Genomic DNA, 25,993 nt, shown 5'->3' with positions numbered 1-25,993 from the left:
GGAACAAATGACGACTCTGATTCAGGACATCAAATACGCGCTGCGCGTGATGAAGAAATCGCCGGCGTTTGCGGTCATCGCCATTTTCACGCTGTCCCTGGGCATCGGCGCAAACACGGCGATTTTCAGCGTTGTGAATAGCTTTTTGCTCCGGCCGCTGCCGGTGAAAGACCCCGCGCAAATCACAGTTCTCGCGCGCCAGCAGAAGAATGAAATCATGTCGCAGTTTCTCTCCTATCCGGAATACCAGGACCTGCGCCAGCAGGGCGCCAGCACATTTTCGGACATGCTGGTGTATCGAGTCGGGCTTGATGGATTGAGCGTCAACGGCCATGCGGACCATGTGCTGACGAGTTTTGTGACCGGGAATTTTTTCACCGTGCTCGGCGTAAAGCCCTTTCTCGGCCGGCTCATTTTGCCTTCGGAGGGACAAACGGTTGGCGCCGACGCGGTGATTGTTCTTGGGTACGACTACTGGAGAACCCGCTTCGGGAGCGACCGGAATGTAGTGGGAGAAAGCGTGTCGGTGGATGGCCATGCGTTCACGGTGGTGGGAGTCGCGCCGGAATCGTTTCATGGACTGAATTCCATCGCGGACATGCAGGCATATTTGCCCATCAGCATGTCCACGATTGAGGGCGATCTCAAAACCGATTTCATGACGGATCGAAACGCGAAGGAGTTCCTCGTAGATGGGCGGCTGAAGGCGGGCGTGAGCGTGGCGCAGGCGCAAACAGCGATAAACGTCATTGCGCGGCGGCTTGCGGAGGAACATCCGCAGGACGAGAAGGATTTGAAGCTGAGCGTGTTCCCGGAATTGCTCGCGAGGCCCGCGCCGCTGCCGAACAATCCCATCATTGCTGTTTCGGCGCTCTTTCTGGCGCTGGCGGCGATGGTGCTGCTGCTGGCGTGCTTCAACGTGGCGAATCTGCTGCTCGTGCGCGCCACGGTGCGGCACCGCGAAATGGCCATTCGCGCGGCGCTCGGCGGGACGCGCTGGCGGTTGATCCGCCAACTGCTGACGGAAAGCCTGATCTTGGCGCTTCTCGGCGGCGGCGCGGGAATCGTGATGGGCATGTGGGGCAGCGCGATGATCAGCTCGATCAATTTTCACATGGACCTGCCAATTCTGCTGAATTTCGGATTCGACTGGCGCGTCTTCACGTTTGCCTTTGCCGCGGCGGCGTTGACGGGCGTCATCGTCGGCATCGTGCCGGCGGTGCGCGCGGCGCGCAGCGATTTGAATGAAGTGCTGCATGAAGGCGGGCGCAGCGTCGCGGGCGCGCACCAGAAATTGCGCAGCGTGCTCGTGGTGGCGGAGATTGCGGGCTCGCTGATGCTGCTGATTGTCGCCGGGCTTTTCACGCGCAGCTTGCAGGAAGAGCAAAAGATGAACCTGGGATTCGAGCCGCACGGCGTCCTGAACCTGACCATGGACCCGAATGAAGTCGGATACAGCGAAGCGCAAGGGAAGCAGTTCTATAAGCAGCTTCTCGACCGCACGCGCGCGCTGCCGGGAGTCGAATCGGCGAGCCTGGCGTTTTCCGTGCCGATGGGCGCGACGTACACATCAATGACGATCAACGTGCCCGGTTACACGCCGCCTGCGGGCCAGCCAGCGCCGGCGGTGAGCAACAACATCGTTTCGCCGGAATACTTCGCCACCATGCGCATGCCTTTGGTGCGCGGGCGAGCGTTTGCAGACTCGGATGATGAAAAGGCGGAGCGCGTGGCCATTGTGAACGAGGCCATGGCCAAGCGTTTCTGGCCGCATGAGGACGCCATCGGCATGACGTTCTCCACGACCGATAAGCCGCCGAAGACATACCACATCGTTGGACTCGTCAAAGACGCACGCTATGCATCGCTCTTTGAACACGATGAGCCCTACATATACGTTCCGCTGGCTCAGAATTACGATTCCTTTCAAACGCTGCAAATCCGCACGGCCAGTGGAATGGGGAGCATGGCCGCGGAAGCGCAGAAGGAAATTCAAAGCCTTGCGCCCGCGCTGCCGGTCTTCGACGTGCAAACCATGGACGATGCGCTGGGGTCCGGGCAGGGATTTCTGATTTTCCGTTTGGGAGCGGCGCTGGCCGCGGCACTTGGGCTGCTCGGCCTCGCGCTGGTGCTTGTGGGAGTCTACGGCGTGGTGTCGTACGCAGCGAGCCAGCGCACGCATGAGATCGGAATCCGCATGGCGCTGGGAGCGCAGCCGGCAGCAATTCGCAAACTGATTTTCCGGCAGGGAATTATTTTGGTCATTTGCGGCCTGGGAGTGGGCCTGCTTGGCTCGCTGGCTGCGTCGCGCGTGGTAGGGAATTTTCTGGTGGGAGTGAGCGCAGTGGATCCCGCGATTTGGGGAGGCGTAGCCGCATTGCTGGCAGCGGTGACCCTCACGGCGTGCTACTTGCCGGCGCGGAGGGCGATGAGGGTGGATCCGATGGTGGCGCTGCGGCACGAGTAGATCGCGTTTCGGTCTCCTTAGGGTAAGTCAGAGCACGATGGAGCGAACAAAAAACGAAATCTCTAATCTCTAATCGCCACAGGGTCGAAATTAGAATTGCTCGTAAGTGCTTGTAAATAAAGCTTGGGCCAATTTCTAATCGCAACATTTTGCGTGTTATTTCGATTGAGCTTCACAGGAGATGGACACATGAACACGCTGATTCAGGATTTGCGCTACGGGATACGCGTGCTGGCGAAGTCGCCGGCGTTTACGGTGATTGCCGTGCTCACGCTGGCGCTGGGCATCGGCGCGAACACGGCGATTTTCAGCATGATCAGCGGCATCCTGATGCGGTCGCTGCCGATTCAGGACGCGCAGCACGTCGTGGTGTTGAAATGGAGCGCGCGGAACTCGCCGGGGATGCACAGCAGCAGCAGTTACGGCGATTGCACGCAGCACCGCGAGAGCAATGGCCCGTCGTCGAGCTGCTCGTTCTCCGAGCCATTTTTTCACGACGTCGCCGCGCATGTGGACGGCTTTTCGAGCGTCGCCGCTTTCGCAGCTGGCGGCCAATTGGACGTCAGTGGCAACGGGACGGCGAGCGTGCTCAGGTCGGAAGCTGTCTCCGGCGAATATTTTTCGTTGCTGGGCGTGCGCGCGGCAGCGGGTCGGCTGATTGCGCCGGGCGATGATTCGGTCTCGGCACCACCAGTCGTGGTGCTGAATTACGGCTACTGGCAGACGGAATTCGGCGGCTCGCTTTCGGCGATCGGTAAAACCATTCGGCTGAACAACGTCCCGTTTACGGTTATCGGTGTGGCCGACCCGCGATTCGACAGCCTGAGTCCGGGGAATGTTAAGGACGCGTGGATTCCGTTTTCCACGCTGCCGCAATTAAGTCCGGCGCCGTATGTAAAGGATCGGCCGACGGATATTTACAGTTGGTGGCTGGTGATTATCGGGCGCCTGAAGCCGGGCGTCACGCGCATGCAAGCGCAGGCTCAGGTCTCGACGCTTTTCCGCAATGAAATGCTGCACGGTGCGAAGCCGCTCTCGAAGCCAGCGGATGATCCCACGGTCGCGGCACTGCCAGCGCAAGAGGCGCTGACGGGCGGAACGACGGATCTTGCTTTGCTCCTGTACGTGCTGATGATGGCCGTGGGCATCGTGCTGCTGATTGCTTGCGCGAACGTGGCAGGATTGCTGCTTTCGCGCGCCACGGCGCGGCAAAAAGAGATGGCCGTGCGTCTGGCGCTGGGCGCGGGACGCGGGAGAATCATTCGCCAGTTGCTGACCGAGAGCATTCTTCTTTCCGTGGTTGGCGGCGGATTGGGAATTTTATTTGCGCTGTGGGGCACGCAGGCGGTGATTTCATTTTTCACCAGCGGTTCGGATCGCGCGTTTGGATTCAACGTGGGAATTGACGGACGCGTGCTGGCGTTCACAATTGCGGCGTCAGTGCTGACGGGAATTGTCTTTGGGCTTGCGCCTGCATTTCGCGGGACGCGCGTGGATTTGACGCCGGCGCTGAAAGAAGGCGCGCGAAGTTCGGCGGCGGAAGGACGCGCGGGCGGGCGTTGGCTTAGCCTCGGAAACGGACTCGTCGTGACGCAAGTCGCACTGGCAGTGGTGGTGCTCGTTGGCGCAGGACTTTTGGTGCGCACGCTGCGAAATCTGAAGAGCGTGGATCCGGGATTCGACACGCAGAATTTGCTGACGTTCGCCCTGAACCCGACGCTCATCGGATACAAAACGCCGCAAATCGATTCGTTCTACGCCAATTTGCAGGAGCGCATTGCGGCGCTGCCGGGAGTCGAAGGAGTCAGCTATTCGAGCAGCACGCTTTTGAGCGGCGACTCTTGGAGTCAGGATGTCAATCTTCCCGGAACGCCCAAGGGACAGACAGTGGACGTCGATCGCTTCGCGGTGGGGTTGAATTTTTTCGCGACGATGCAGATGCGGCTACTTTCGGGACGTAATTTCAATTCGGCCGATTTCGCTCAGGCGGAAGTGGCGCGGGAACTGGAAGACGTACGAGTTGCAGCGGCAGGGGCGGCGGAAGCGGGACTAGCAGCCCCGAGTTCGCCGGGCGCAGCAAACAACGCGGCGGCAGGACATGAGGCACCGGTGCCGGTGATTGTGAACAAGATGTTCGTCACAAAATATTTGGCGAAGACGAATCCGCTAGGACTGCACTTCGGCGAGCGCGAAGCCAATCCCGCGACGGGAGATTGGGCCAGCGCCGGATACGTGATTGTCGGCGTGGTGAACAGCGCGAAGTATGACAGTCTGCGGACACCGGTCGCGCCAATGGTCTATTCTCCGGCGAGCGGATCGGGAGTGAGTTTCGAGGTGCGCACGCGGACGAATCCCACGGCGATGACTGCGGCGATTCGCGGCGCTGTGAGCCAGATGGACAGCAACCTGCCGGTGTTCGAGGTGCACACACAGACGGAACTGATCGACCAACTGCTCCTGAGCGAGCGGATGATTGCGCAGCTCTCGGGGTTTTTCGGCGTGCTGGCGCTGGTGTTGGCGTGCATCGGATTGTACGGGCTGCTGTCGTATGAAGTTTCGCGGCGCACGCGCGAAATCGGGATTCGCATGGCGCTGGGCGCGCAGCAGGGTGATGTGCTGCGACTCGTGGTGGGGCAGGGAATCGCGCTGGCGATTGTGGGAGCGGCGGTGGGAGTTGGCGTGGCGCTGGGCGTGACGCGCTATTTGCAAACGATGCTCTACGACATTCACGCCGACGATCCGGCGACGATGATTGGTGTTGCCGTGCTGCTGACGGCTGTGGCGCTGGCAGCGTGCTACATTCCGGCGCGACGGGCGATGAAAGTGGATCCGATGGTGGCGCTGAGATACGAGTGAAAAAAGTGGTCAGTGGTTAGTGGCCAGTGGTCAGCAAGCGACTGCAAGAGCGATGGTGGTGAACTGTCTGCGCTAAAATCACGGGTTCGGTGCGGTGAAGGATGAAAATAGCTCCAATGCTTGCGTGGCGAGTGATTTTGTAGGGGCGGGTCTTTAGACCCGCCCGGGCGAGGCAAGCCTCGCCCCTACAAAAACCTTGCGAGTGGCGGAGGCAGCGGCCGCTCGCTAGCTTCGCCAAGGCGCCGAAAGCAAGGCGAGCAAGCGATGCGCGATACCGAAATGCGATGATGAATACAAAACTGGTTGGGGTCGAATGATGAACACGCTGTTGCAGGATATTCGGTACGCGATGCGCATGCTGGGGAAGTCGCCGGGGTTCACGGCGATTGCGGTGCTGACGCTGGCGCTGGGCATCGGCTCGAATACCGCTCTATTTTCCGTGGTCAATGGCGTGCTCCTCAATCCGCTGCCGTATCCGCATTCGGAGGAGCTTGCGACGCTCTATGGAAAAGCTCCGGGATATGACCATGTTTCCATTGCTTATCCAAATTTTCTGGATTGGCAGCGCGAGAATCATTCGTTCTCATCCATCGCGTTTTATCACAACGAAGATTACAACTACACCGGCGCAGGGATGGCGGAACGCCTGAGCGGCTATCAGATTTCTGCCGGTTTTTTTTCGACGCTCGGCGTGAATCCGATTCTGGGCCGCGCGTTTCGCCCCGAGGATGATCAGCTTGGCGCAGCGCCAGTGGTGATTCTCGGCGGCGGGCTGTGGCAGCGGCGATTCGCCTCTTCGCCAGATATTATCGGCAAATCGATCGTGCTGAACGGCGCTTCGTACACGATTATCGGCGTGATTCCTCCGAGCTTCACTTTCTACGGAACTGACCGCGACGTCTACATACCCGTCGGGCAGTGGAGCGATCCGATGCTGCGCGACCGCCGCATCGTTTTCAGCTCCGGGATGATTGGCCGATTGAAGGCCGGCGTGACCGTTTCCGAAGGGCAAGCCGACCTCTCGACCGTGGCGCACAATCTCGAAGTGGCTTATCCGGATGCGGACAAAGGAGTCGGCGCGGTAGTCGTTTCGATGAAGCAGGACATGGTCGGGAATGTGCGGCCGTTTCTGCTGGTGCTGCTCGGTGCGGTGGGCTTCGTGCTGCTGATTGCGTGCGTCAACGTGGCCAATCTGCTGCTGGCGCGGGCGACGGGACGGTCGCGCGAGTTTGCCATTCGCGCGGCGCTGGGCGCGAGCAATGGGCGAATTGTTCGCCAGCTCCTGACAGAGAGCAGCTTGGTGGCCGGACTGGGCGGCGCGCTGGGGCTTTTGATCGCTTACTGGGGAACGAGAGCGGTGCTGGGCGCGCTGCCGGGAACGCTGCCGCGCGCGAACGAGATTTCTCTCGATGCACGCGTGCTCTTCTTCACGCTGCTGCTGTCGCTTTTCGCTGGAATCTTTTTCGGACTCGCGCCGGCGCTGAAAGCTGCGCGCGCGGATTTGCAGGAAGTTTTGAAAGAAAGCGGGCGCGGTTCGAGCGGCGCACGCCACCGGCTGCAGGGAGTTTTTGTGGTCGGCGAACTGGCCATGGCGCTGATTCTTCTTGTGGGCGCAGGACTGATGATTCGCAGCCTTGCGGCGCTGTGGCACGTCAATCCGGGATTCGATCCGAGCCACGCGATTACGTTCAGCCTGTCGCTGCCTGCTTCGCCCACGACGACAACCGCCGAAACGCGCGCGCGATTGCGCCAATTCGACGACAAAATGATGGCGATTCCAGGCGTGGAAGCTGTGTCCGCGACGCTGGGTTCGCGGCCGATGCAGCACGACTCCTCGGAATTTTTCTGGATCGAGGGCCAGCCGAAGCCAGCAGAACTCAACGACATGCATCAGTCGCTCTTCACTCTGGCTGGGCCCGGCTTCCAGAAAGCCATGGGCATCACGCTCGAACGCGGGCGGTTCATCACGGCGCAGGACGACGAACATGCGCCGATTGCCATCGTCGTTGACGATGTCTTCGCGCGTGAATTTTTTCCCGGCGAAAATCCGATCGGCAAGCACATCAACATGGCGACGTTTGGCGTACAGGCGGAAATCGTCGGCGTCGTGAGGCACGTGAAGCAGTGGGGGCTCGGCGCGGACCCGAAGTCGGCGCTCGAAGCGGAGTTTTTCTATCCCTTCATGCAGCTTCCCGACAAGATCATGCGGCTGGTTGCGACCGGCGTGGTCGTGGTGCTGCGCACGAATGGCGATCCGGGGCAGGCGATGGGGCCGGTGCGGAGCGCGGTCGAGGAGATGGATCCGCGCGAAGTGATTTACAACGTCTCGACGATGGACGCTGTTGTGGCTCGGTCGTATGCCGCGCAGCGATTTTCGATGATTCTGCTGGGAATTTTTGCGGCACTGGCGCTGGCGCTTTCGTGCGTGGGGATTTATGGCGTGATTTCGTATCTCGTCGGGCAGCGCACGCACGAAATCGGCGTTCGCGTCGCGCTGGGTGCGCAAAGCGGCGATGTGCTGCGGCTGATTCTGGGCCACGGCGCGCGCATGGCGCTGGCGGGCGTCGGAATCGGCCTCGTTGGTGCGCTGGCACTGACGCGGCTGATGTCGCGGATGCTTTTTGGCGTGAGCGCGACGGATCCGCTGACGTTCGCGGGCGTGGCGATTCTGCTGTGCGGCGTGGCGCTCGCGGCGTGCTACATCCCGGCGCGGCGGGCGATGAAAGTGGATCCGATGGTGGCGCTGAGATACGAGTGAAGCAGTGACAAGTGACGAGTGACAAGTGATGAGAGAAACGAAAGGAGAAGACGATGGCCAGGATTGAACGCGTGCGGGAACTGATTCAAGGGAAACTCGACCTCGAAGATATGCAGCGGAAGTATGCGACGGGATGGCGGCTGACGGCGCTCGAATGGGAACGCGAGTCTGCGCAAGAAGAGCCCGTGAGCGAGCGCGTGGCACCGCGCGGGCTGCGCGAAGTGCCTTTCGGATTTCGCGTTGCGCCGGACTGCGCGCACCTCGAAGAAGATCCCGTCGAGATGCGCGCGCTGAACACGATGATGGAGCTGATCGTCCAGGATATTTCTTTGCAGCGCATGGCCGAAGAGCTGAATCGCTCGGGCTCGCTGACACGGGAAGGGAAGCCGTGGACGCCGCTCACGATCTTCAATGTGTTCCCGCGCTTGATCGAAGAGACGCCGCAGATTTTCAACGGCGAGGCGTGGCTGGAGCGCCGACGGGAACTCGGGCGCGTGGCATGGAATTCTTGAAGGCAGTGACAAGTGAAAAGTGACGAGCGCGAGCGGCAGCCGCCCGGGAACGAGGGGATTCGGAGCCACGTCATGCAATCTGTGGCGCGCCGCGGAGAGAAGATGAAAGCCCTAAGAGAATATGCCGTGGCGGCGCTCGCGATGGCAATTTTCGCCGTGTCCCCGACGGGCCGTGCGCAGGATGCGGGTGCAGGCGCGAAGCTGAACCAGAATCCGGACGCGGCGAAATTTGTCACGTCGGACCTCGGCAACTTTTTGCACGCTTATGCGCTCGCTTCGCACGCGACGACCGACGAGGAGAAGGCCGCGATTTATCAGCGCGAATATCTCGACAAGGGCAGCCCGGGGCTGAAGGACTTTATAGACGCGCGCATCAAATCGGCGGCCAATCTTGTGCGTGCCATCGACATGCATCCGAAGTATTACGCTGGGCTGCAGGACGTGACTCCGCAGATTGCGCCGATGGAGCCGGCGATGCGCGCGAGCTTCCGCAAGCTTAAGGAACTTTACGGCGACGCGGTTTTTCCGGATGTGTACTTCCTTGTTGGGAGGATGAATTCCGGCGGCACCACGGGCGCGAGCGGCTTGCTGATCGGCCTTGAAATGCACGCCAAGACGGCGACTACGGATATGGGTGAGATGGATAACTGGCTGAAGGCTGTGCTTGGCCCGCCGGACCAGTTGCCGGGAATCGTCGCGCACGAACTGATTCATTACCAGCAGACAACGAACAACCCTAAGACGCTGATCGCTGCCAGCATCATCGAAGGCAGCGCGGATTTTGTCGGCAAGATGATTTCGGGGCAGAGCATCAACCAGAATATCTACGCCTATGGCAACGCACATGAGGGGGAGCTGTGGCAGGAATTCAGAGGGGAAATGAACGGCACGGACTTTTCGCACTGGCTCTATCAGGGCGATAAGAGCAAGGACCGTCCCGCAGACCTCGGCTATTTCATGGGCTATCGCATCTGCGAGGCGTATTACGATCGCGCCACGGACAAGCGCCAAGCCCTGCGCGACATCCTGACCGTCAGCGATTTTTCCGCGCTGCTGCGCGACTCGCACTACGCGGACAAATTCGCGCAGGCGAGCGCCAGCCGAAACCTCAAAAAATAGGGCTTGACACAAAACTGGGTGTCTGTTACACGTTGTAACGCTACATGGATTAACACAACGTGACGACCCCGAAAAAACTCGCCAAACCAAAGAACCTCGGCGACGTCGAACAAGCAGTGATGGATTACGTCTGGACGAGCGGCCCGTGCACTTCCGAGCAATGCCGCGAAGCGCTGGCGGCGACGCGGCCGATGAAAGAATCCACCATTCGCACGGTGCTGCGGCGGCTGGAGCAGAAGGGCTACGTGCAGCACGAAGTCAGTGGGCGGACGTTCGTTTATCGCGCGGCGGAAGGGCGGCAGAACGTCGCGGTGCGCGCGGTGAAAAACATCATTGACCGATTCTGCGGCGGCTCGGCGGAGCAACTGGTGATCGGAATGGTTGACAACGAAGTGCTCGACCGCAATCAACTCGAGCAACTGGCGCGCAAGATCGCCACGCGAAAGGAAGGGAAGCCATGATGGCAAATTCGCTGGTTGGGGCGTCTTCGGGCTTCCTGGTGAACCTCGCGGAGCCGGCGGTGCGTTCGCTGGGGATTGGATGCCTGGCTGCGGCGGCGCTGGCGGCGTTTCGCGTGAAGCGCGTTTCGCTGCGGCTGTTTGTGTGGACGTTGGTGCTCTATGTGGCGCTGGCGATGCCGTTCCTTGGCGCGCTGTTGCCGCGATTGCCGTTCACGCTGCCGGGTGCAGCGCGGGCCGAACAAGCGGCGCAGAAATTCGCGCGGAGCTTCGAGACGAGCTTCGACCGCGGACCTGCGCGAACGGCGCAGCATGTGACGGCGGCTTCTTCGACGACTCTGATCGCGCTGACGAACAGCACGGCAATTGCGATTCGCGGCAGCGCGAATGCCTTGCAGCCAAGCGGCGAGGATTGGTTCAAAAATGCCGCGGCGACCTCTTCCAAGCCTGCGCCGACGCAGCGATTTGGAAACAATGCGGCACAAAAATCCGCGCCGGCATTTTTAGCAGTGGCGATCATTTCACATCCAGTATCTGCGCACGCGGCGAAAGGGCCTGCACCGCCCAGGACGATTCCATGGATGACGATTCTTCTGGCGGCGTACGGTACCGGCGCGTTCGTTCTGCTTTTGCAATTGCTGCTGGGCCTCTATTTCAGCGGGCGGCTGGCGCGAGGCGCGGCGGCGATTGCCGATTCGCGCGCGCTGCGGATTTTGCGGTATCGCGCGTGCTTCGGCGGACTGGAAAAGACGCCTCGGCTCACGGAGTCGGAAGCTCTGGCCGTGCCGGCGACGATTGGCGTGCTGCGCCCGGTGATTTTATTGCCCGTGGACTGGCGCGAATGGGACGACGCGAAGCTCGACGCCGTGCTGGCGCATGAAGTTTCGCACGTGGCGCGGCGCGATGCGCTGACGCTGCGACTGGCGCTCGTCCATCGCGTGATTTTCTGGTTCAGCCCGCTGAGCTGGTGGATCAACCGGCAAATCGCGGAACTGGCCGAAGAAGCGAGCGACGAAGCGGCGCTGGCGGGCGGCGCGGATCGCGCGAGTTACGCCGAAACGCTGCTGGAATTTTTCGCGCAACGGGAAGCCGAAAGCGGGCGCATTTACTGGCAAGGCGTGTCCATGGCCAATGGGCTGGGTGCGGCCCGGCGCGTGGACCGGATTCTTTCCTGGAACGGAGCGAACTCCATGAAAAAATGGCTGCTGGTTTTCGTCGCGGCGGTGGCTGCGCCGTTGATTTTTGTCGCGGGTGCGGCGCATCCGTTCATCACGCATGCGCAGGACAAAACGCCCGTTCCGCCGAAGAGCGTTGCGCCACCGGTTGCGCCGGTATTGGCGAAGGCTCCCAATGGCGGAGTGGCAGCGCCGGCGCTTGCGCCTGCTCCAGCGACGCCAGGTCCAGAGGAGGGCGTTGAAAATCCAGGACCGATGCCGCCCGCGCCATCTGCGGGAGTTGCAGCGCCTGCGCCAATGGCGCAGCCATCGTTCCCGCTCGCGCCACCAGCGATGAGCGCGATGCCAAGCCCTGCTCTCGCGCCTATGCCTCCGGCGCCCAGCGCAGATCCCTTCGCGGCGCTTGCACCGCAGGCGAGCGATCAGGATATCGCCGAGCAAATGCGCGCCACAGAAGAAGCGCTGAAAGCGGCGCAAGCGCAGCTCGGTTCCAATTCGGCGCAGATCCGCGCGGCGCAGCGTGCCGCTGAAAAAGCCGCGAAAATTATTGACGCGCGGATGTCTTCCCAAATGCGGGAGGCCAGAGAAGCGCTGGCCGAGGCGGATCGCGAAATCGCGGAAGCCGAGCGGCAGCAGAGCTACGGCGGCAATTATAAGATTCGAGGCGATTATAACTCTGGCGGCGGACGCTACGTCATTCTGAGCGGCAAGGATAGCGCCGTGGAGATGTCCGGCGACGACGAGGATCTGCAGCATGCGCGCGCGCTGCGCCAAAAGCTCGGCAAGGATCTGATCTGGTTCGAGCGCGACGAGAAATCGTATGTCATCACCGATCCGGCGTTCATCGCGCAGGCCAAGGCGCTTTTTGCTCCGGAAGATGAGCTTTCGAAGCAGGAAGACGAATTGAGCCGCCAGCAGGATGCATTGAGCAAGCAACAAGACGCGCTGGGCGAAAAAATGGACGCCGTGAAAGTCAAAGTGCCGGATATTTCGCCGGAGCTGCAGCGCGTGAAGGCGGAATTGGACGCTCTGCGCGCAAATGGCGGGACGCAAAGCGACCTGGGCCGCATTCAATCCGAACTCGGCCGCTTGCAGAGCGAGGTTGGCCGCTTCCAGTCGGATGCCGGCGTGCAGCAATCGGAGATTGGCCGGCAGCAGGGAGAGCTTGGACGCCAGCAGGGCGAGCTCGGACGGAAGCAGGGCGAAATTGGACAGCAGCAAGGGGAAATAGCGCGCAAGGCGTCGCGGCAATTGCGCGACATGTTCGGCGACGCGATTGCGAAGGGAATTGCCAAGCCTGAATGAATACAGTGGTCAGCGGTGAGTGGCCCGTGAACAGAAAAAACAGGGTGAGCGAAGGAGCAAAACGATGAATCAAATTTCGATGCGAAGTGCAATGCGATGGACTGCGGCGAGCGCCGCGCTGATTTTTGTTGCGAACGTTGCACCGCTATTCGTTCGCGCGCAGTCGAAGGCAAATTACGATAACGACACCATCACGCTCCTTACGAACAACGAAGGCGGGATGCGGCTGAGGGTCTCCGGAAGCGGCCAGAGCTGCTATGCGATGACTAGCAACGACCGGAATGTGAGCACTGACGCCGGCGCGGGAACGGGACATGGCATGGGCATCGGCATTGCCGTCGGCGACGATCTCTGCGAAGCCTGGGACGGGTCGGAGAGCACACCGTCTTCGATGTATGTGAAAATTTCGCCGACGAAGCTCACGTTCCGGCAGAACGGCAAAACGTATGAGATCAGGGATCCGGCCACGGTGAAGCGGGCGCGGGCGCTCTTTGCGCCGGTCGAGGATCTGGCGACAAAGCAGCGGGCCCTCGGCGACCAGCAACGCGCGCTAGGCGAAAAACAGCGGGACCTTGGGCGGCACCAGCGCGACGTGAAAGTGCCGGTTCCGGATATGAGCGCGGATTTCGCCAAGGTCGAAGCGGATGCGAAGCGGCTGAGCGCGCAGGGCGGCACGCAAGATCAACTGGGCGATTTGCAGTCTGAACTCGGCGATTTGCAGAGCCGCATCGGCGACCTGCAATCGCAGGCGGGCGATGCCCAATCCAAAATCGGCGACCAGCAATCCGCACTGGGCGATCAGCAATCGGAGCTGGGAAATCAGCAGTCCGAACTCGGCGAGCGCGAAGGGCAAGCCTCTGAGCAAGTGGCACAACAATTGAAAACCTTGCTCGATCAGGCCGTCGCTAATGGAACGGCCAAGCCGGAATAAAACAGAGATCAGTGGTCAGTGGACAGAGGACAACGACGAGCAAGCAAAGCGAAAGACGGTATCCCTTCGCCTGCGTCCGCCACGGCGGACGGGCTCACGGCAAGCAAGTGGACGGTGACCAGTGACGGGAAAGCGGCGAACAAAAAACGCTGCGATTCTCGTAACTGATCATGAGCTTCGTCGCTGGCCCAACTGAACCGCTGCGCGGGGAAGCGCTTTGCATTCCTGAATTGTTTGCGGCAGGGCTGCTATCCAAAATTCAATTCGCGCGTCTGGATATTGTGGGGCGTGTGTGTTCAAGCTGGAATAGAAAGTCTCCCGTAGTTTACGGCGTAGCAGATTAGCTGAAGAAGGGGGAACCGATGGGGAACCTGCTGCAGGATCTCCGCTACGGCTTGCGCATGCTGGCGAAGTCGCCGGCGTTTGCGGCGGTGGCAATTTTTACGCTGGCGCTGGGCGTCGGCGCGAACGCTGCCATATTCCAACTTATCGACGCCGTGCGGCTGCGCACTCTGCCGGTGAAAGACCCCGATACACTCACCATCGTCCACTTGAATATGAATCACTGGGGTTCGGGGAGTTTCAATGGGGCTTATGCCAATTTCACATATCCGTTGTGGCAGCAGGTCGAGGAGAGACAAGAAGCGTTTTCGTCAATCGCCGCGTGGAGCCAGGAGCAGGACAACCTCGCCAACGGCGGGGAAGTGGACAACGCGCATGTGCTTTGGGTTTCCGGTGAGTTTTTCCGCGTGCTGGGCATCGAGCCCGTTCTCGGACGGCTGATTTCACCGGCGGAGGATCCTGCGGGATGTTCGGGCGCGGCCGACATCAGCTATGAATTCTGGCAGAAGCGGTATGGCGGGGACGCGTCGGTCATCGGCAAGATGCTGACGCTGGACGGGCACTCGTTTCCCATCCTTGGCGTCACGCCTCCTAGCTTTTATGGTGTCTCCGTTGGCGACCGCTTCGATGTGGCGCTCACGGTTTGCGCCGAGCCGATTCTGCGCAGCGAATTCAGCCGAATCACGGGCCCGCGGACGCGCGAGGACTGGTGGCTTTCCATCATCGGCAGGCTCAAGCCGGGCTGGGATTTGAAGCGCGCGGCTGCACAGCTTGCGGTGATTACGCCGGCATCGTTGCAGGAAACCATTCCGCCGCAATATGACCCGGACGGCGTGAAGCACTATCTTGCCTACAAGATCGAAGCGCAACCCGCGGCCAACGGATTTTCGCAGATGCGGCGCGATTCCTCCGAGCCGCTGTTTTTGCTTCTTGGGCTATCGGGATTGGTTTTGCTGATTGCGTGCGCAAATCTGGCGAATCTGCTGCTGGCGCGGGCCAGCGGCCGCGAACGCGAAGTCGCCGTGCGGCTGGCTTTGGGAGCGTCGCGCTCACGATTGATTCGGCAGATGCTTTCGGAAAGCGCGGTGCTGGCTTTTTCCGGCGCGATTCTCGGAGGATTTCTGGCGTCGGGCCTGAGTCATTTTCTGATCGCGTTCATCAGCACGCCGGGTAATCCGGTTTTTCTCGACATGCCGACGGATTGGCGCGTGCTCGGATTTGCGGCGGGGCTGGCCATTCTGACGACCGTGCTTTTTGGGCTGGCGCCTGCTTTGCGCGCAGGACGCGTGCTGCCGGGCTCGGTCTTGAAGACGGGCGGGCGCGGGATGACTGCCGGGCGCGAGCGCTTCCGTTTGCAGCGCGTGCTGGTGGCGTCGCAGGTGGCGCTCTCGCTCGTGCTGCTGGCCGGAGCGCTGCTCTTCGCGCGCAGCTTGCGCAACCTGATGACCCGCGATCCGGGCTTTCAGCAAAACGGCGTGCTCGTTGCCAACGTTGATTACACGCGCGCCAACATTGCGGACGCCCAGCGGACGCAGTATGTTCGCAATCTGATCGAACATATCCGCGCCGTTCCGGGCGTTGCGGCAGCGGGAGCGTCGATGCGCTCACCGATGAGCGGCAACCAAAGCAACGACTGGATTCTCGACAAAGACGGGAATCATCACGAAGGCATGGTTTCGTATGAAGATTTCGACAGCCCGGGCTATTTCGCGACGCTGAAAATTCCCATCGTTGCGGGCCGCGATTTCAACGATGACGACACAGCCACCTCGCCGAAAGTGGCCATCGTGAATCAGACATTTGCGAAAAAGTTTCTGACCGCTGCGCCAAACCCGATTGGCCAGACCTTTCGCGTGTGGAACGATCCGGGGAAGCCTCCGCGCATCTATCAGGTTGTCGGCGTGGTGAAGGACTCCGTCTATGACGACATGCACGAGACCATCAGCGCGGTGATGTATTTTCCGTTCGCGCAGCTCGAGCCGCCATTTATCGACTCCGGCGCGACCTTCCTGATTCGTTCGCGCGGCGGTATGACCGGACTGCCCAACGCCGTCAAGGATGCCATCGTGGGAGTCAACCCGGTGATTGATATTCAGTTCAAGATGTTGACCACGCAGATTCGCAACACGCTCACGCAGGATGAGCTGATGGCCACGCTGTGCGGATTTTTCGGCGTGCTCGCGGTGCTGCTGGCGGCGATTGGATTGTACGGCGTGATTTCCTACACGGTCGCGCAGCGGACAAACGAAATCGGCATACGCATGGCGCTCGGCGCGCAGCGCGGAGGCGTGATTCGCATGATTTTGGGCGAAGTCGGCGTGCTGATTGCGATTGGCGTCGTCGTGGGCGTGGGGCTGACGCTGGCGGGCAGCAAGGCGGCGAGTTCGCTGCTCTTCGGGCTGAAGGCGCGCGACCCGCTGACGCTGGCGGCTGCGGTCGTTCTGCTTGCGGCGATCGGATTCGCGGCGAGCTTCATTCCGGCGCGACGCGCGTCGCGGCTCGATCCGATGGTCGCGCTGCGGTACGAATAAGGCAGTGACGAGTGACAAGTGATGAATGATAAGTGGCAAGTGATGAGTGACAAGCGGCTGCACATCCAATGGGCATCGTTCTTGCCCTTACAGTCGAGCCGAATTCTGCGCTTCACAAAGTCGCAGGAGTGGGCCCGAATAGGCATCGTGCATTGCGGCGGGGCGCGAAAATTTCCGCGCGGGGCTTGCAACCCTGCGGCACGCTCCTGCTTCCCATTTGTCGCATCGTTCGTCTGTACCGCGTAAGATGGCTCAGCCAGAGGGGGACAACACGCCATGAACAAGCTCCTGCAGGACATTCGCTACGGATTCCGCATGCTCGTGAAGTCGCCGGGCTTCGCCGTTGTGGCGATTTTGACGCTGGCGCTGGGCATCGGCGCGAACACTGCGATTTTCAGCCTGATTGACGCGGTGATGCTGCGCGCGCTGCCGGTGGAAAACCCTTCGCAGTTGGTGTTGCTGCAGTGGAGCGCGCGGAATCCGCCGGATATCCATTCGATGATGGCGTTCGGGGATTGCGCGTCGGAAATGGGGTTCGGCGCGAAGAATCCCTCCGGCTGCTCGCTTTCCGAGCCGTTTTTTCGCAAGGTCGAAACGTCCGGCGCGTTTTCGAGCGTCGCAGCGTTTGCCAACTCTGGCCGCCTCGATTTGACCGGCAACGGTCCGGCGACGGTCATCAGTGGCCAGCTTGTCTCTGGCGATTTTTTCAAGACGATGGGCGTGAAAACCGCCGTGGGCCGCCTTTTTGAACGGAGCGATGACCGGCAGGATGCAGCGCCGGTCGCCGTGCTGAATTACGGCTACTGGCAGAGCGCATTTGGCGGCTCGCGCGACGTCGTCGGCCGCACGATTGAGCTGAACAACATTCCGTTCACGATTATCGGTGTGGCCGAGGCGCGGTTCACCGGCATCACGCCGGGCTCAGACTACGACATCTGGCTGCCGCTCGACATGGGCGACCGCATCGATCCGCGCCAGCAGATCATCGACCGGCTGGGGATGGCCAAGCGGCAGGACGACGTTGCCTCGTGGTGGCTGACGATTATCGGGCGCATGAAACCGGGCACTCCTGTCGCGCAGACGCAAACGGCGGTAAGCAATCTTTTCTACAACGAAATGATTCACGGCGCGGTGCCGCTTTTCAATGGCGGCGCGATGGGAAGGGGGCCAGGCGGGCGGCCAGCTTCGGGTGGCGGAGGAATGGTGGTCATGATGGGCGGAGGGCCGTCTCCGGGCGGCGGCAACAGGCCCATCGGCGCGGGCGCGCCTCCAGCTGGGGCTATGCCTTCGGGAAAGGGTGGTGGGCCATTTTTTCATCGCGAAATCGGCGGCGGTCCGTTGCCGATGCCGAAATCGGCGGGGAATAAACCGGTCATCATCGGCGGACCGCAGCCAGGAGCTCCCGCGGGCGGCCCGCAAGGTGCGAACGCGGCGCAATCCGCAAACAACGGCCCGCACACGCTATCGAATCCTTCGGATGATCCGCGAATCGCGCTTGTGCCCGCGCAGAGCGGCCTTACCGGCGATCGCGGCCGATTTTCCGATCCGCTTTACGTGTTGATGCTGGCCGTGGGAATCATTTTGCTGATCGCGTGCGCGAACGTCGCCGGGCTGATGCTGGCGCGCGCGGCGGCGCGGCAAAAAGAAATCGCCGTGCGACTGGCGCTGGGCGCGGGACGCATGCGCGTCATCCGGCAGCTTCTGACGGAAAGCGTACTGCTTTCGGCGCTCGGCGGAATTCTCGGAATCTGTTTCGCGTACTGGGGCGCGCACGCGATTGTGTCTTTCGTTTCGAGCAATCAGACGCGGCCGCTCACGTTTGCGCTTGGCGTGGACACGCGCGTGCTTGGATTCACGATTGCGGTATCTCTGCTGACGGGAATTTTGTTTGGCATCGCGCCATCGCTGCGCAGCGCGCGCGTGGATTTGACTCCGGCGCTCAAGGAAGGCGAAGGCGGCTCGGCCGGCGCGGGACACGCGGGCGGCGGGAGATGGTTCGGCATTTTCAGGCTGGGCAATGGACTCGTGGTGGCGCAAGTGGCGCTGGCGATTGTCGTGCTTGTGGGCGCGGGACTGCTGGTGCGCACGCTTGAAAATCTGCGCAGTGTGGACATGGGTTTCGATGCGCACAACATCATCATTTTCGGAATCGATCCTACGCTCGCCGGTTACAAAGACACGCAGATCAACAGCTTCTATCGCGATTTGCAGGGGCGGCTGGCGGCGACGCCGGGCGTCAAATCGGTGAGTTATTCGCAGATGCCGCTTTTGAGCGGCGGCTTGATGATCACGGGTTTCCATTGGCCCGGAACGCCGCAGGACCAGGTATCCGAGGCGGACGTTCTGCAAATCGGACCGGACTTTTTTGACGCGATGCATATTCCGTTTCTCGCGGGACGGAATTTTTACGCATCCGATTACGCCATTGCGGACACCAATGGCGGTGCGACGCCGACTTCCGCGCCGACGCCAGTCGTCGTGAATCAGGCGTTCGTCGAAAAATATTTGGGCAAAAAAAATCCACTCGGCAAGCAATTCGGCGAAGCGTCGGCGGACGCGAACGGCCCGGCGAATCCCGGCTACGAGATCGTCGGCGTCGTGGCGGACACGAAATACAACAGCCTGCGCCGCGATATTCACGCCATGATGTATCAGCCGCAGCGGCGCGGCGGCGCATCGTTCGAAGTGCGCACCGCGGCGGACCCGCAGGCGCTGCTTCCGCTGATCCGCAAAGTCGTCGCGCAGGTGAATGCGAATTTGCCGCTCTTCCAGGTGACCACGGAATCGGAGGAAATCGACCGGCTGCTGTTTCAGGAGCGGCTGATCGCTCGGCTTTCGAGCTTTTTCGGTTTGCTCGCGCTGGTGCTGGCGTGCATCGGGCTTTACGGCTTGCTGTCGTATGAAGTCTCGCGGCGCACGCGCGAAATCGGCATTCGCATGGCGCTCGGCGCGCAAGCGGGCGACGTCCTGCGCATGGTCGTCAAGCAGGGAATTGTCCTCGCGCTCGCGGGCGCAGTTGTGGGAGTCGCCATCGCGCTCGGCGTGACGCATTATTTGAACTCGATGCTTTACGGCGTGCACGCGAACGATCCCGTCACGATCATCGCCGTCGCCGCGCTGCTGACGGTTGTGGCGCTGGCTGCGTGCTACATTCCCGCGCGCCGCGCAACGGAAGTCGATCCCATCGTCGCGCTGCGGTACGAGTAAGGCAGTGATGAGTGACAAGTAGGGTCGGGGCTTCAGACCCGACCGGGCGAGTGGAATAGGCTCACTTCACCGCTCAAGTCGCAGAGCGCAGATTGTCCGTTGACGCTGGCGGCGTAACCGGCTACGCTTCCTCGCCGCCGTGGAGCAAACCGGCGGCGCGAAGAGGCGCTGACGCCGTGTCCGAATCCGCCGCTCCCGCCGAATCTCTCCGCGCGACGCCGCCGAAAGAGCGCCTGATCGCGCCGCTCTGGCACACCATCGGGCTTCTGATTTTGGTCTTCGGCAATTCCTACGCGTCATTTTTTCTTTCGCGCACTTTTGTTGCGAAATCCGCGGCCACTGGCGGACCTTCGCTCGAGGCGCGGTTGATGACCTATGCGAGCACGATGGCTTTGGAGTGGTTTTTGTTTGTGTATGTTTATCTCGGCATGCGCGCCCGCGGAGAAACGGTGCGGAATCGCGTGAACGCGCGGTGGAATCGCGCCGGCGACGTCTACCGCGATATTGGCATTGGATTGGGCGTCTGGTTTTCCATTCTGGTTATCGCGGGGATTCTATCTGTGCCTTTTCGCACGGCGGGCGGCGAAGGCACGAAGGTCGTCACGGAGCTTGTGCCGCATGCGTTCATCGAATTGCCGGTCTGGGCTCTGCTGACAATTTCAGCGGGATTTTGCGAGGAATTTGTTTTCCGGGGCTATTTGCAGGAGCAATTCCGGCGAATGACCGGCAGCGCTGCGGCCGCCGTGGTGATTCAGGCGGTCATTTTCGGCCTGGGACATGGCTACCAGGGCTGGGCGCATATGACCATCATCGTGGCGATCGGGTTGATTCTCGGAGGCGCCGCATGGTGGCGAAAATCGCTGGCGCCGGGAATGATCGCGCACGGCTGGCTGGATTTTTCCTCCGGCGTCGGCCTTTTTTTTGCGCACCTGAAGCATTTGATTTAGTTTTTCCGCCGCAGCAGCAGGCAAAACTGAAGCCTGCCTGCGCAGGCAGGTCTCGCCACTACGGAAACTATTACTTCGATGAGCATCTGCGACGGGAAGCCGCCCTCCATGGCTGTGCTGGAAACCGAGCGGCTCGTGCTGCGCCGCATGGAGCCGGAGGACGCCGGCGCGCTCGCCGCCGTGCTGAGCGATCCGGTGGCGATGCAATATTATCCGCACGCGTTTTCGCGCGAAGAAGTCGCGCAATGGATCGAACGCTGGATGGCCAGCTATGACGCCAACGGCTACGGGCTTTACGCCATGGTGCTGCGGAAAACCGGAAGGATCATCGGCGATTGCGGCCACGCGCTGCAGGACGTCGACGGCAAGCGCGAAATCGAAATCGGCTATCACGTTCGCCGCGACCTCTGGGGCCAGGGATACGCTACGGAGGCTGCGCGCGCGTGCGTCGCGTATGGGTTCGAGACGCTTTGCGCGCCGCGATTGATTTCTCTGATTCGCCCGCAAAATCTTCCTTCGCGCCGCGTCGCCGAAAAAATGGGAATGACCGTCGCCAGCGAAACGGTACGCAAAGGCATCCTGCATCTCGTCTACGCGATTTCGCCTCCGGCGTAAGCGCCCTATCGCATCGAACACGCTGCTGTTGTCATTACTCGCCGCTGTCGTGTGCTCTCCTTGCGTTGCGCGGAATGCGCATCCGCGCGTATACTCTGCGCTAAGTATTCGATAGCTAATCAGCTTTTGGCGGATCGAGGAGGAACACAATGCGGCTGCGAAGCATCATCGGTGCACTCGCATTGCTGCTTTTTGTCGCGCCGCGGGCGGTCGCGCAGGTCGAGCGGCCGGGGGTGCCGGAGCCTGTCGCGGAGCCGAACGTCACGCTCACGTTTCACGGCGTGATCGAATTCGAGGCGGATGTGCGTCCCGCGGGCGCTTCGCCGCATTCGCACGCGATGCTCATCGAAACGCTGGAAATCGCGGGCGTAAAAAACAAAGAAGGCTGGGGCAATTTCGTTTCCGCGTTCACCGACGCAACCACGCACGCGTGGCTCACGGCGATTCCCGGCGCGGCGAGCGGCAAAAAAGGCAAAGTCATCGTCACTTTCGCGCTGCATCGCGACGGCTCGCTCGCGGGCGCGCTCTCGCTCGCGCATTCCTCGGGCGACGCTTCCATCGACGCCGCGACGCGCATCGCCATCGCCAAAGCCGCGCCGTTCGCGCCGCTGCCGCAGAAGTTCGCGAAGGCTGTCGCGCAACTGCGCGTCACCTTTGCCTATGATCATCCGCGCGCGCCCGCCGCCAGCGCAGGAGGTTCGCAATGAAACGTTCCCCGGGAGTCACCGCAGCAGCGATTTCTGTTATCGCCGCCAGCGCTGCGTTTTGCGTATACGCGGCCTGGCCGCTCCGAAACGCGTCCGCGATGCATGGGGAAGAGCTTGGGGCGCTCATCGCACTCTCTATTTTCCAAATGGCGTTCGCAATCTGGGGCATCGCCACAGGAACAGCGATTCTGCGTTTGCGCCGCTGGGCCTGGCTCTGCGCGCTGATCATTTCCGCGCTGCTCGTCCTCATCAACGTCCCCGATTTGATCGGCGCGCACAAACTCATTCGCGCAACCACGGGTGTTCCCACCATTAGCGGCGGAAGCTTTATTTCCCAGCAATATATTCACCTGGTCGGGCTTACGCTGATTCCGTTTGCTCTCGGCGTCTGGTGGCTGATTCTTTTCACGCGCCGCAGCGTGCGCGCCCAATTTGCCCCGGCGGCTGGAGAAGGGAACGCGCTGCCTTTGCGGTCCGGCGCTGTCGACGCTTCCGCCATCGTTCTGTTCTTCGGCTCTGCATTCATGCTGTTCCTGGCCGTGATGATGCCGCTCACAGCTCTCGCACCACCGCAACCCGACTTCGGTTTTCCGTTTCGCGGCATGTTGGTCATGGTGGCGTTTTTCTACTTGTTCATCGCTGCATGGGGCATAATCACGGGCGTAGGCGTCGTTAAGCGCCGTCCGTGGGGCCGCATTCTAATATTTGTCACGGCCGGGATTGCGATTGCATTCTGCGTTTTCGGTTCCATTGGCATCGTCATCGCGCCGCTCTTGACGCCACCCCCTCCCGATATTCCCGCTTCCTCCATGCGCGACGCAATCATCGCAGGAGTCGGCGCTCTGCTCATTCCTCTGGGAATTGCGGTTTGGTGGCTCGTCCTGTTCACGCGCCCGCGCGTGGCCGGCGAATTTGCAGCGGTGAGTTCGCTGCCTTCGATGCACCCGATTTCATCGCCGGTCTTTGAGCCGCAACCGCAAATCGTGCCGGCCACAGCGGTCCCGTTGGCCGCGCCGGAAATTCCCGTGAGCATTCGCGTCATCGCCGTTGTGGAAATTATTTTTGGTGCGCTTACTTTCGTTGGCCCCTTCTATTCCAGAATGATGAACATGAAGCCGCCTTTGCTCGCTTTCGGATTTCTGGTACACGGCTGGGGCGTCAATGCGTTTTATGTTGTTTTTGGAATCGCGCCCGTCATTTTTGGCGTGGCGATTCTCCGGCGCAGGAGTTGGGCGCTCGACGCGCTGATTGTTTTTCTTCTCGCGGGAATCGCCAATTATGGCCTGATGTTCATTTCACCGGAGCGCGTCAGGTATAACTCGGAAGTTCACGCCCAGATAGAAAACTTCACTGCGCAAATCAAGCTCCCGGATGGTTCTCCGGCATCCAGTCCTTTCGAGCATATGAATGTTTTTCGTGACATCAGCTTGGTTTTTTCGACGGCGTTGTTTGCCGTGCTGCTTTATTTTCTTTTCACGCGGCGGCGCGCCTTTCGCGAGGCGTGTGCTGCTGCGCCTCTCGCGCCATATTCGCCCGCGCCATCCGCAGAGCAGGGAACGCCGCAATGAAACGTTCCGGCGCTGTGACGGCTGCAGCCGTCGTCATGTTCATCGGCAGCGCGCTTTTGCTGTTGATGACCGCTGTCATGTTGCTCGGCGGGCTCGTTGCGCAATTCTCTGCGCAACTCCCGCAAGAACAACGCGGCTTGGAAATCATGGTCGCCGCGATGTACGCGCTTGGCATGATTTGGGGAGTCGCCACGGGCATCGGCGTCCTGCAATTGCGGCCCTGGGCGCGCATCTCCGCGATCGTGATGAGCGTGCTGGCCATTGGTTTCTCGTGCATGGGAATCCTCGGCGCGGCGATCGTTCCGCGAATCATGGAGTCGCAGCCGAACGTTCCCGCGCAATTTGTGGAACTTGGCGTCATCATTGCCGTCGTTGGAATGCTCATTCCGCTGGGAATCGCCATCTGGTGGCTGATTCTCTTCACGCGCAAGCGCGTCATCCTCGAATTCTCCACGCGCGGCGCAGCGCCTCTCGCCTCGCCGCCCGTTGCGATTGCAGATCCCCGCACATTTCCTGCGGATAAGGGTACTCCCCCATGAAACGTTCTGTGGGCGTCATGGTAGCCGCAGGCGTTCTGCTGCTTTATGCAATCGCGCTCCTCGCTGGATTCGTGAACCTTGTCTCCCTTGCGTTTCGGTTGCATCCCGGAGAAAACATGCGCGTTGTCCGCGCCATGACTTTGCCGGTACTGCGGATTCTAGTCATCGGATTCGGGTTCTTTGCAACATCATGGGGGATTTTTCGTCTCCGGCGTTGGGCGCGGTGGAGCATTCTTTGTATCGCGACAGGTATGGTCGGTTCTGGAGCCTATATTTGGATCGACATATACCTCACTTTGCCAAATCACGGACGTACGGGGGGGCCATCGCTGTTCGATTCACCACTCGGTCTGGCTCTGATCGGAATGCTATTTTTAATTGTGCCGGGGACGTGGTGGCTAATTTTATTTACGCGTCCGTCGGTGGAAGCACTGTTCGCAGACTCCCCTCGATCTTTTCCCGAGACAACGGCTTCTTCCGAGGATGCGTCGGCGCCACAATAGAACGGCGCGACGCCCGGCACTTCTGGCGCGCCATCCGGCGGGTGAAGTACTATGCGCCTTCGCGCGCGAAAATATTTTTTCGCCGCCTCGGCGCGTTCAAATCTTGCATTTTCAGCGCCTCGCCGAAAATTCTACCGTAGACGATTTTCTCCTAGATAAATTGGTACTTGACAAAAAAACGGCCTGAGCGTAAAAGTTTTTCTTGTAACCTCGATTCGTGTGACAAGCAAGTGCCACGCGAATCCCACACTGAATTTCAACGCCGGCGGTCCTCGCCGGCGTTTTTATTTTCTGGCGCGTTTTCACGCGCTCGGGCACCCATCTCGCATCCTGCGCACGCGCATTCGTGCGCCATCTCTTTTCGTTCCGAAGGAGTCTTTTGTGCCGAATTACAATACGCAGAATCCGCCGAACTCCGTCTATCCCGGCGACATCGCCGTGGCATTCAACGCCGAATCGCCCGCCGCGGGCCAGGCCAGCCAGCAATTTGCGCTGCCGAGCTATTCCGGTTTCCCCGACAACGGCCGCAGCATCAGCTGGCAAACGATCTACGGCACCGCGCCTTCCGCCGTCTCCATCGTGCTGCAAGCGGCCATGAACGACGTGGACGCGCAGTACGCGACGATCGACACGTCCACAGTGACGGCCGGCGAATTTCGCTCCGTCTCCGGCGTACGCGCCAAATTTATCCGCGCCAAGGTCAGCTCGATCACCGGCGGCAGCGGCGTCACCGTGCAGATTCTTAGCTAGCCGTGGCGCGCAAGAAAAAACACGCGCCGCGAGGCCTCCGCGCAGCGAAAAAGCCGCGCCGCGCGCCTGCAAAACAGAAAGCGAAACGCAAACCGACTCAGCCCATGTCCGCAAAACAAAAACCACAGCTTCTTGCTGCGCCGCGTCCGCGCGTCCGCATGCGCACCGCGCTGCGCGCCACCGGCCTCGACGAATGGAAGATCAGCATCGTGCTGAATCAAAAAGTCGACGAGCTGGCGCAGCCGAAGAAAGAAGAAGCCGAAGGAACAGCCGCGCGCAATAAATTGCTGCTCGATTATCTGAAGGAAGCGTCGCGGCATCTCGATCCGCCCTCGGCACGTGCCGCTGCAGAAGCCGACGCGCCAACGGAAATCGTTCACGATATTCCGCGCTCCGACCGCACCGAGACGGTGCAGTAACACGCGCAGCATTTCGTAGGGGCGACCCTTGGGTCGCCCGGGCGAGGCGAGCCTCGCCCCTACAAAGTCTTCATCCGGAGGAAACATGAGCGCATCGAAGTCCATCATCGGTTACGCAGTTCAGCTGGGAGGCGTGGCTGCACTCGTCGTCGGCGCGATTTTCAGCGTGCATCACGCCGGGATTGCCGCGTGCTTCCTCGGCGGCGCGGCGGCCATGTACATTGGCAATAAAATCAAGCAGACGGGAATTTAATTCGCCGCGCTATCGCGTCCGCACACGCTGA

General features: G+C 60.8%; 19 protein-coding genes. All 19 read left to right on the top strand.

Translation table 11 applies throughout. The features are described 5' to 3' along the window. Positions 1-7: 7 nt before the first annotated feature. The 19 genes from VGR81_00615 (at position 8) to VGR81_00525 (ending at position 25,962) form a co-directional block, all read left to right on the top strand. Complete coding sequence (locus VGR81_00615) at positions 8-2,467, top strand: ABC transporter permease (protein HEV2287434.1); 2,460 nt, start codon at positions 8-10, stop codon at positions 2,465-2,467. 189 nt (positions 2,468-2,656) lie between these two features. Then, the gene (locus VGR81_00610; GenBank protein HEV2287433.1) at positions 2,657-5,323 is read left to right on the top strand and encodes an ABC transporter permease; all 2,667 of its coding nucleotides are present in this window, start codon (positions 2,657-2,659) and stop codon (positions 5,321-5,323) included. 313 nt (positions 5,324-5,636) lie between these two features. Continuing rightward, complete coding sequence (locus VGR81_00605) at positions 5,637-8,081, top strand: ABC transporter permease (GenBank protein HEV2287432.1); 2,445 nt, start codon at positions 5,637-5,639, stop codon at positions 8,079-8,081. A gap of 53 nt (positions 8,082-8,134) precedes the next feature. Next, a complete protein-coding gene (locus VGR81_00600; protein ID HEV2287431.1) occupies positions 8,135-8,593 on the top strand; it encodes a recombinase family protein in 459 nt (152 codons plus the stop codon). A 102-nt stretch (positions 8,594-8,695) separates the two neighbouring features. Further along, positions 8,696-9,712 carry a DUF2268 domain-containing putative Zn-dependent protease gene (locus VGR81_00595; protein ID HEV2287430.1) on the top strand — a complete coding sequence of 339 codons (1,017 nt, stop codon included), beginning with the start codon at positions 8,696-8,698 and terminating at the stop codon, positions 9,710-9,712. Between the two features lie 59 nt (positions 9,713-9,771). After that, complete coding sequence (locus tag VGR81_00590) at positions 9,772-10,173, top strand: BlaI/MecI/CopY family transcriptional regulator (GenBank protein HEV2287429.1); 402 nt, start codon at positions 9,772-9,774, stop codon at positions 10,171-10,173. Further along, positions 10,170-12,650: a M56 family metallopeptidase gene (locus tag VGR81_00585; protein HEV2287428.1), complete on the top strand. Its 2,481-nt coding sequence runs from the start codon at positions 10,170-10,172 to the stop codon at positions 12,648-12,650. The genes VGR81_00590 and VGR81_00585 overlap by 4 nt, the downstream gene beginning before the upstream one ends. 91 nt (positions 12,651-12,741) lie before the next feature. Next, positions 12,742-13,581 carry a hypothetical protein gene (locus VGR81_00580; GenBank protein HEV2287427.1) on the top strand — a complete coding sequence of 280 codons (840 nt, stop codon included), beginning with the start codon at positions 12,742-12,744 and terminating at the stop codon, positions 13,579-13,581. 362 nt (positions 13,582-13,943) lie between these two features. Further along, positions 13,944-16,454, top strand: coding sequence for an ABC transporter permease (locus tag VGR81_00575; GenBank protein HEV2287426.1), 2,511 nt, complete (start codon positions 13,944-13,946; stop codon positions 16,452-16,454). A 276-nt stretch (positions 16,455-16,730) separates the two neighbouring features. After that, the gene (locus VGR81_00570) at positions 16,731-19,661 is read left to right on the top strand and encodes an ABC transporter permease (protein HEV2287425.1); all 2,931 of its coding nucleotides are present in this window, start codon (positions 16,731-16,733) and stop codon (positions 19,659-19,661) included. Positions 19,662-19,753: 92 nt separating this feature from the next. Continuing rightward, on the top strand, positions 19,754-20,608 hold the full coding sequence (locus tag VGR81_00565; GenBank protein ID HEV2287424.1) for a CPBP family intramembrane glutamic endopeptidase: 855 nt from the start codon (positions 19,754-19,756) through the stop codon (positions 20,606-20,608). 78 nt (positions 20,609-20,686) lie between these two features. Continuing rightward, positions 20,687-21,223 carry a GNAT family N-acetyltransferase gene (locus VGR81_00560; protein ID HEV2287423.1) on the top strand — a complete coding sequence of 179 codons (537 nt, stop codon included), beginning with the start codon at positions 20,687-20,689 and terminating at the stop codon, positions 21,221-21,223. Positions 21,224-21,372: 149 nt separating this feature from the next. Continuing rightward, positions 21,373-21,930, top strand: a complete 558-nt coding sequence (locus tag VGR81_00555; GenBank protein HEV2287422.1) for an energy transducer TonB — start codon at positions 21,373-21,375, stop codon at positions 21,928-21,930. After that, positions 21,927-23,498 carry a hypothetical protein gene (locus VGR81_00550; GenBank protein ID HEV2287421.1) on the top strand — a complete coding sequence of 524 codons (1,572 nt, stop codon included), beginning with the start codon at positions 21,927-21,929 and terminating at the stop codon, positions 23,496-23,498. Before VGR81_00555 ends, VGR81_00550 begins: the two co-directional genes overlap by 4 nt. After that, positions 23,495-24,037 (top strand): hypothetical protein, encoded by a 543-nt coding sequence (locus tag VGR81_00545; protein ID HEV2287420.1) that lies wholly within the window; start codon positions 23,495-23,497, stop codon positions 24,035-24,037. Before VGR81_00550 ends, VGR81_00545 begins: the two co-directional genes overlap by 4 nt. Then, positions 24,034-24,540 carry a hypothetical protein gene (locus tag VGR81_00540; GenBank protein ID HEV2287419.1) on the top strand — a complete coding sequence of 169 codons (507 nt, stop codon included), beginning with the start codon at positions 24,034-24,036 and terminating at the stop codon, positions 24,538-24,540. Before VGR81_00545 ends, VGR81_00540 begins: the two co-directional genes overlap by 4 nt. A gap of 381 nt (positions 24,541-24,921) precedes the next feature. Beyond that, on the top strand, positions 24,922-25,290 hold the full coding sequence (locus tag VGR81_00535; GenBank protein ID HEV2287418.1) for a hypothetical protein: 369 nt from the start codon (positions 24,922-24,924) through the stop codon (positions 25,288-25,290). A gap of 104 nt (positions 25,291-25,394) precedes the next feature. Further along, positions 25,395-25,709 carry a hypothetical protein gene (locus VGR81_00530; GenBank protein ID HEV2287417.1) on the top strand — a complete coding sequence of 105 codons (315 nt, stop codon included), beginning with the start codon at positions 25,395-25,397 and terminating at the stop codon, positions 25,707-25,709. 85 nt (positions 25,710-25,794) lie between these two features. Further along, the gene (locus tag VGR81_00525) at positions 25,795-25,962 is read left to right on the top strand and encodes a hypothetical protein (GenBank protein ID HEV2287416.1); all 168 of its coding nucleotides are present in this window, start codon (positions 25,795-25,797) and stop codon (positions 25,960-25,962) included. The last annotated feature ends 31 nt before the right edge of the window (positions 25,963-25,993 follow it).

The sequence above is a fragment of the Candidatus Acidiferrales bacterium genome, from assembly GCA_035934015.1.
Lineage (GTDB): Bacteria > Acidobacteriota > Terriglobia > Acidiferrales > UBA7541 > DAHUXN01.
Note: the sequence above shows the minus strand (reverse complement) of the source record. Positions and strands in the feature narration are given on the sequence as shown.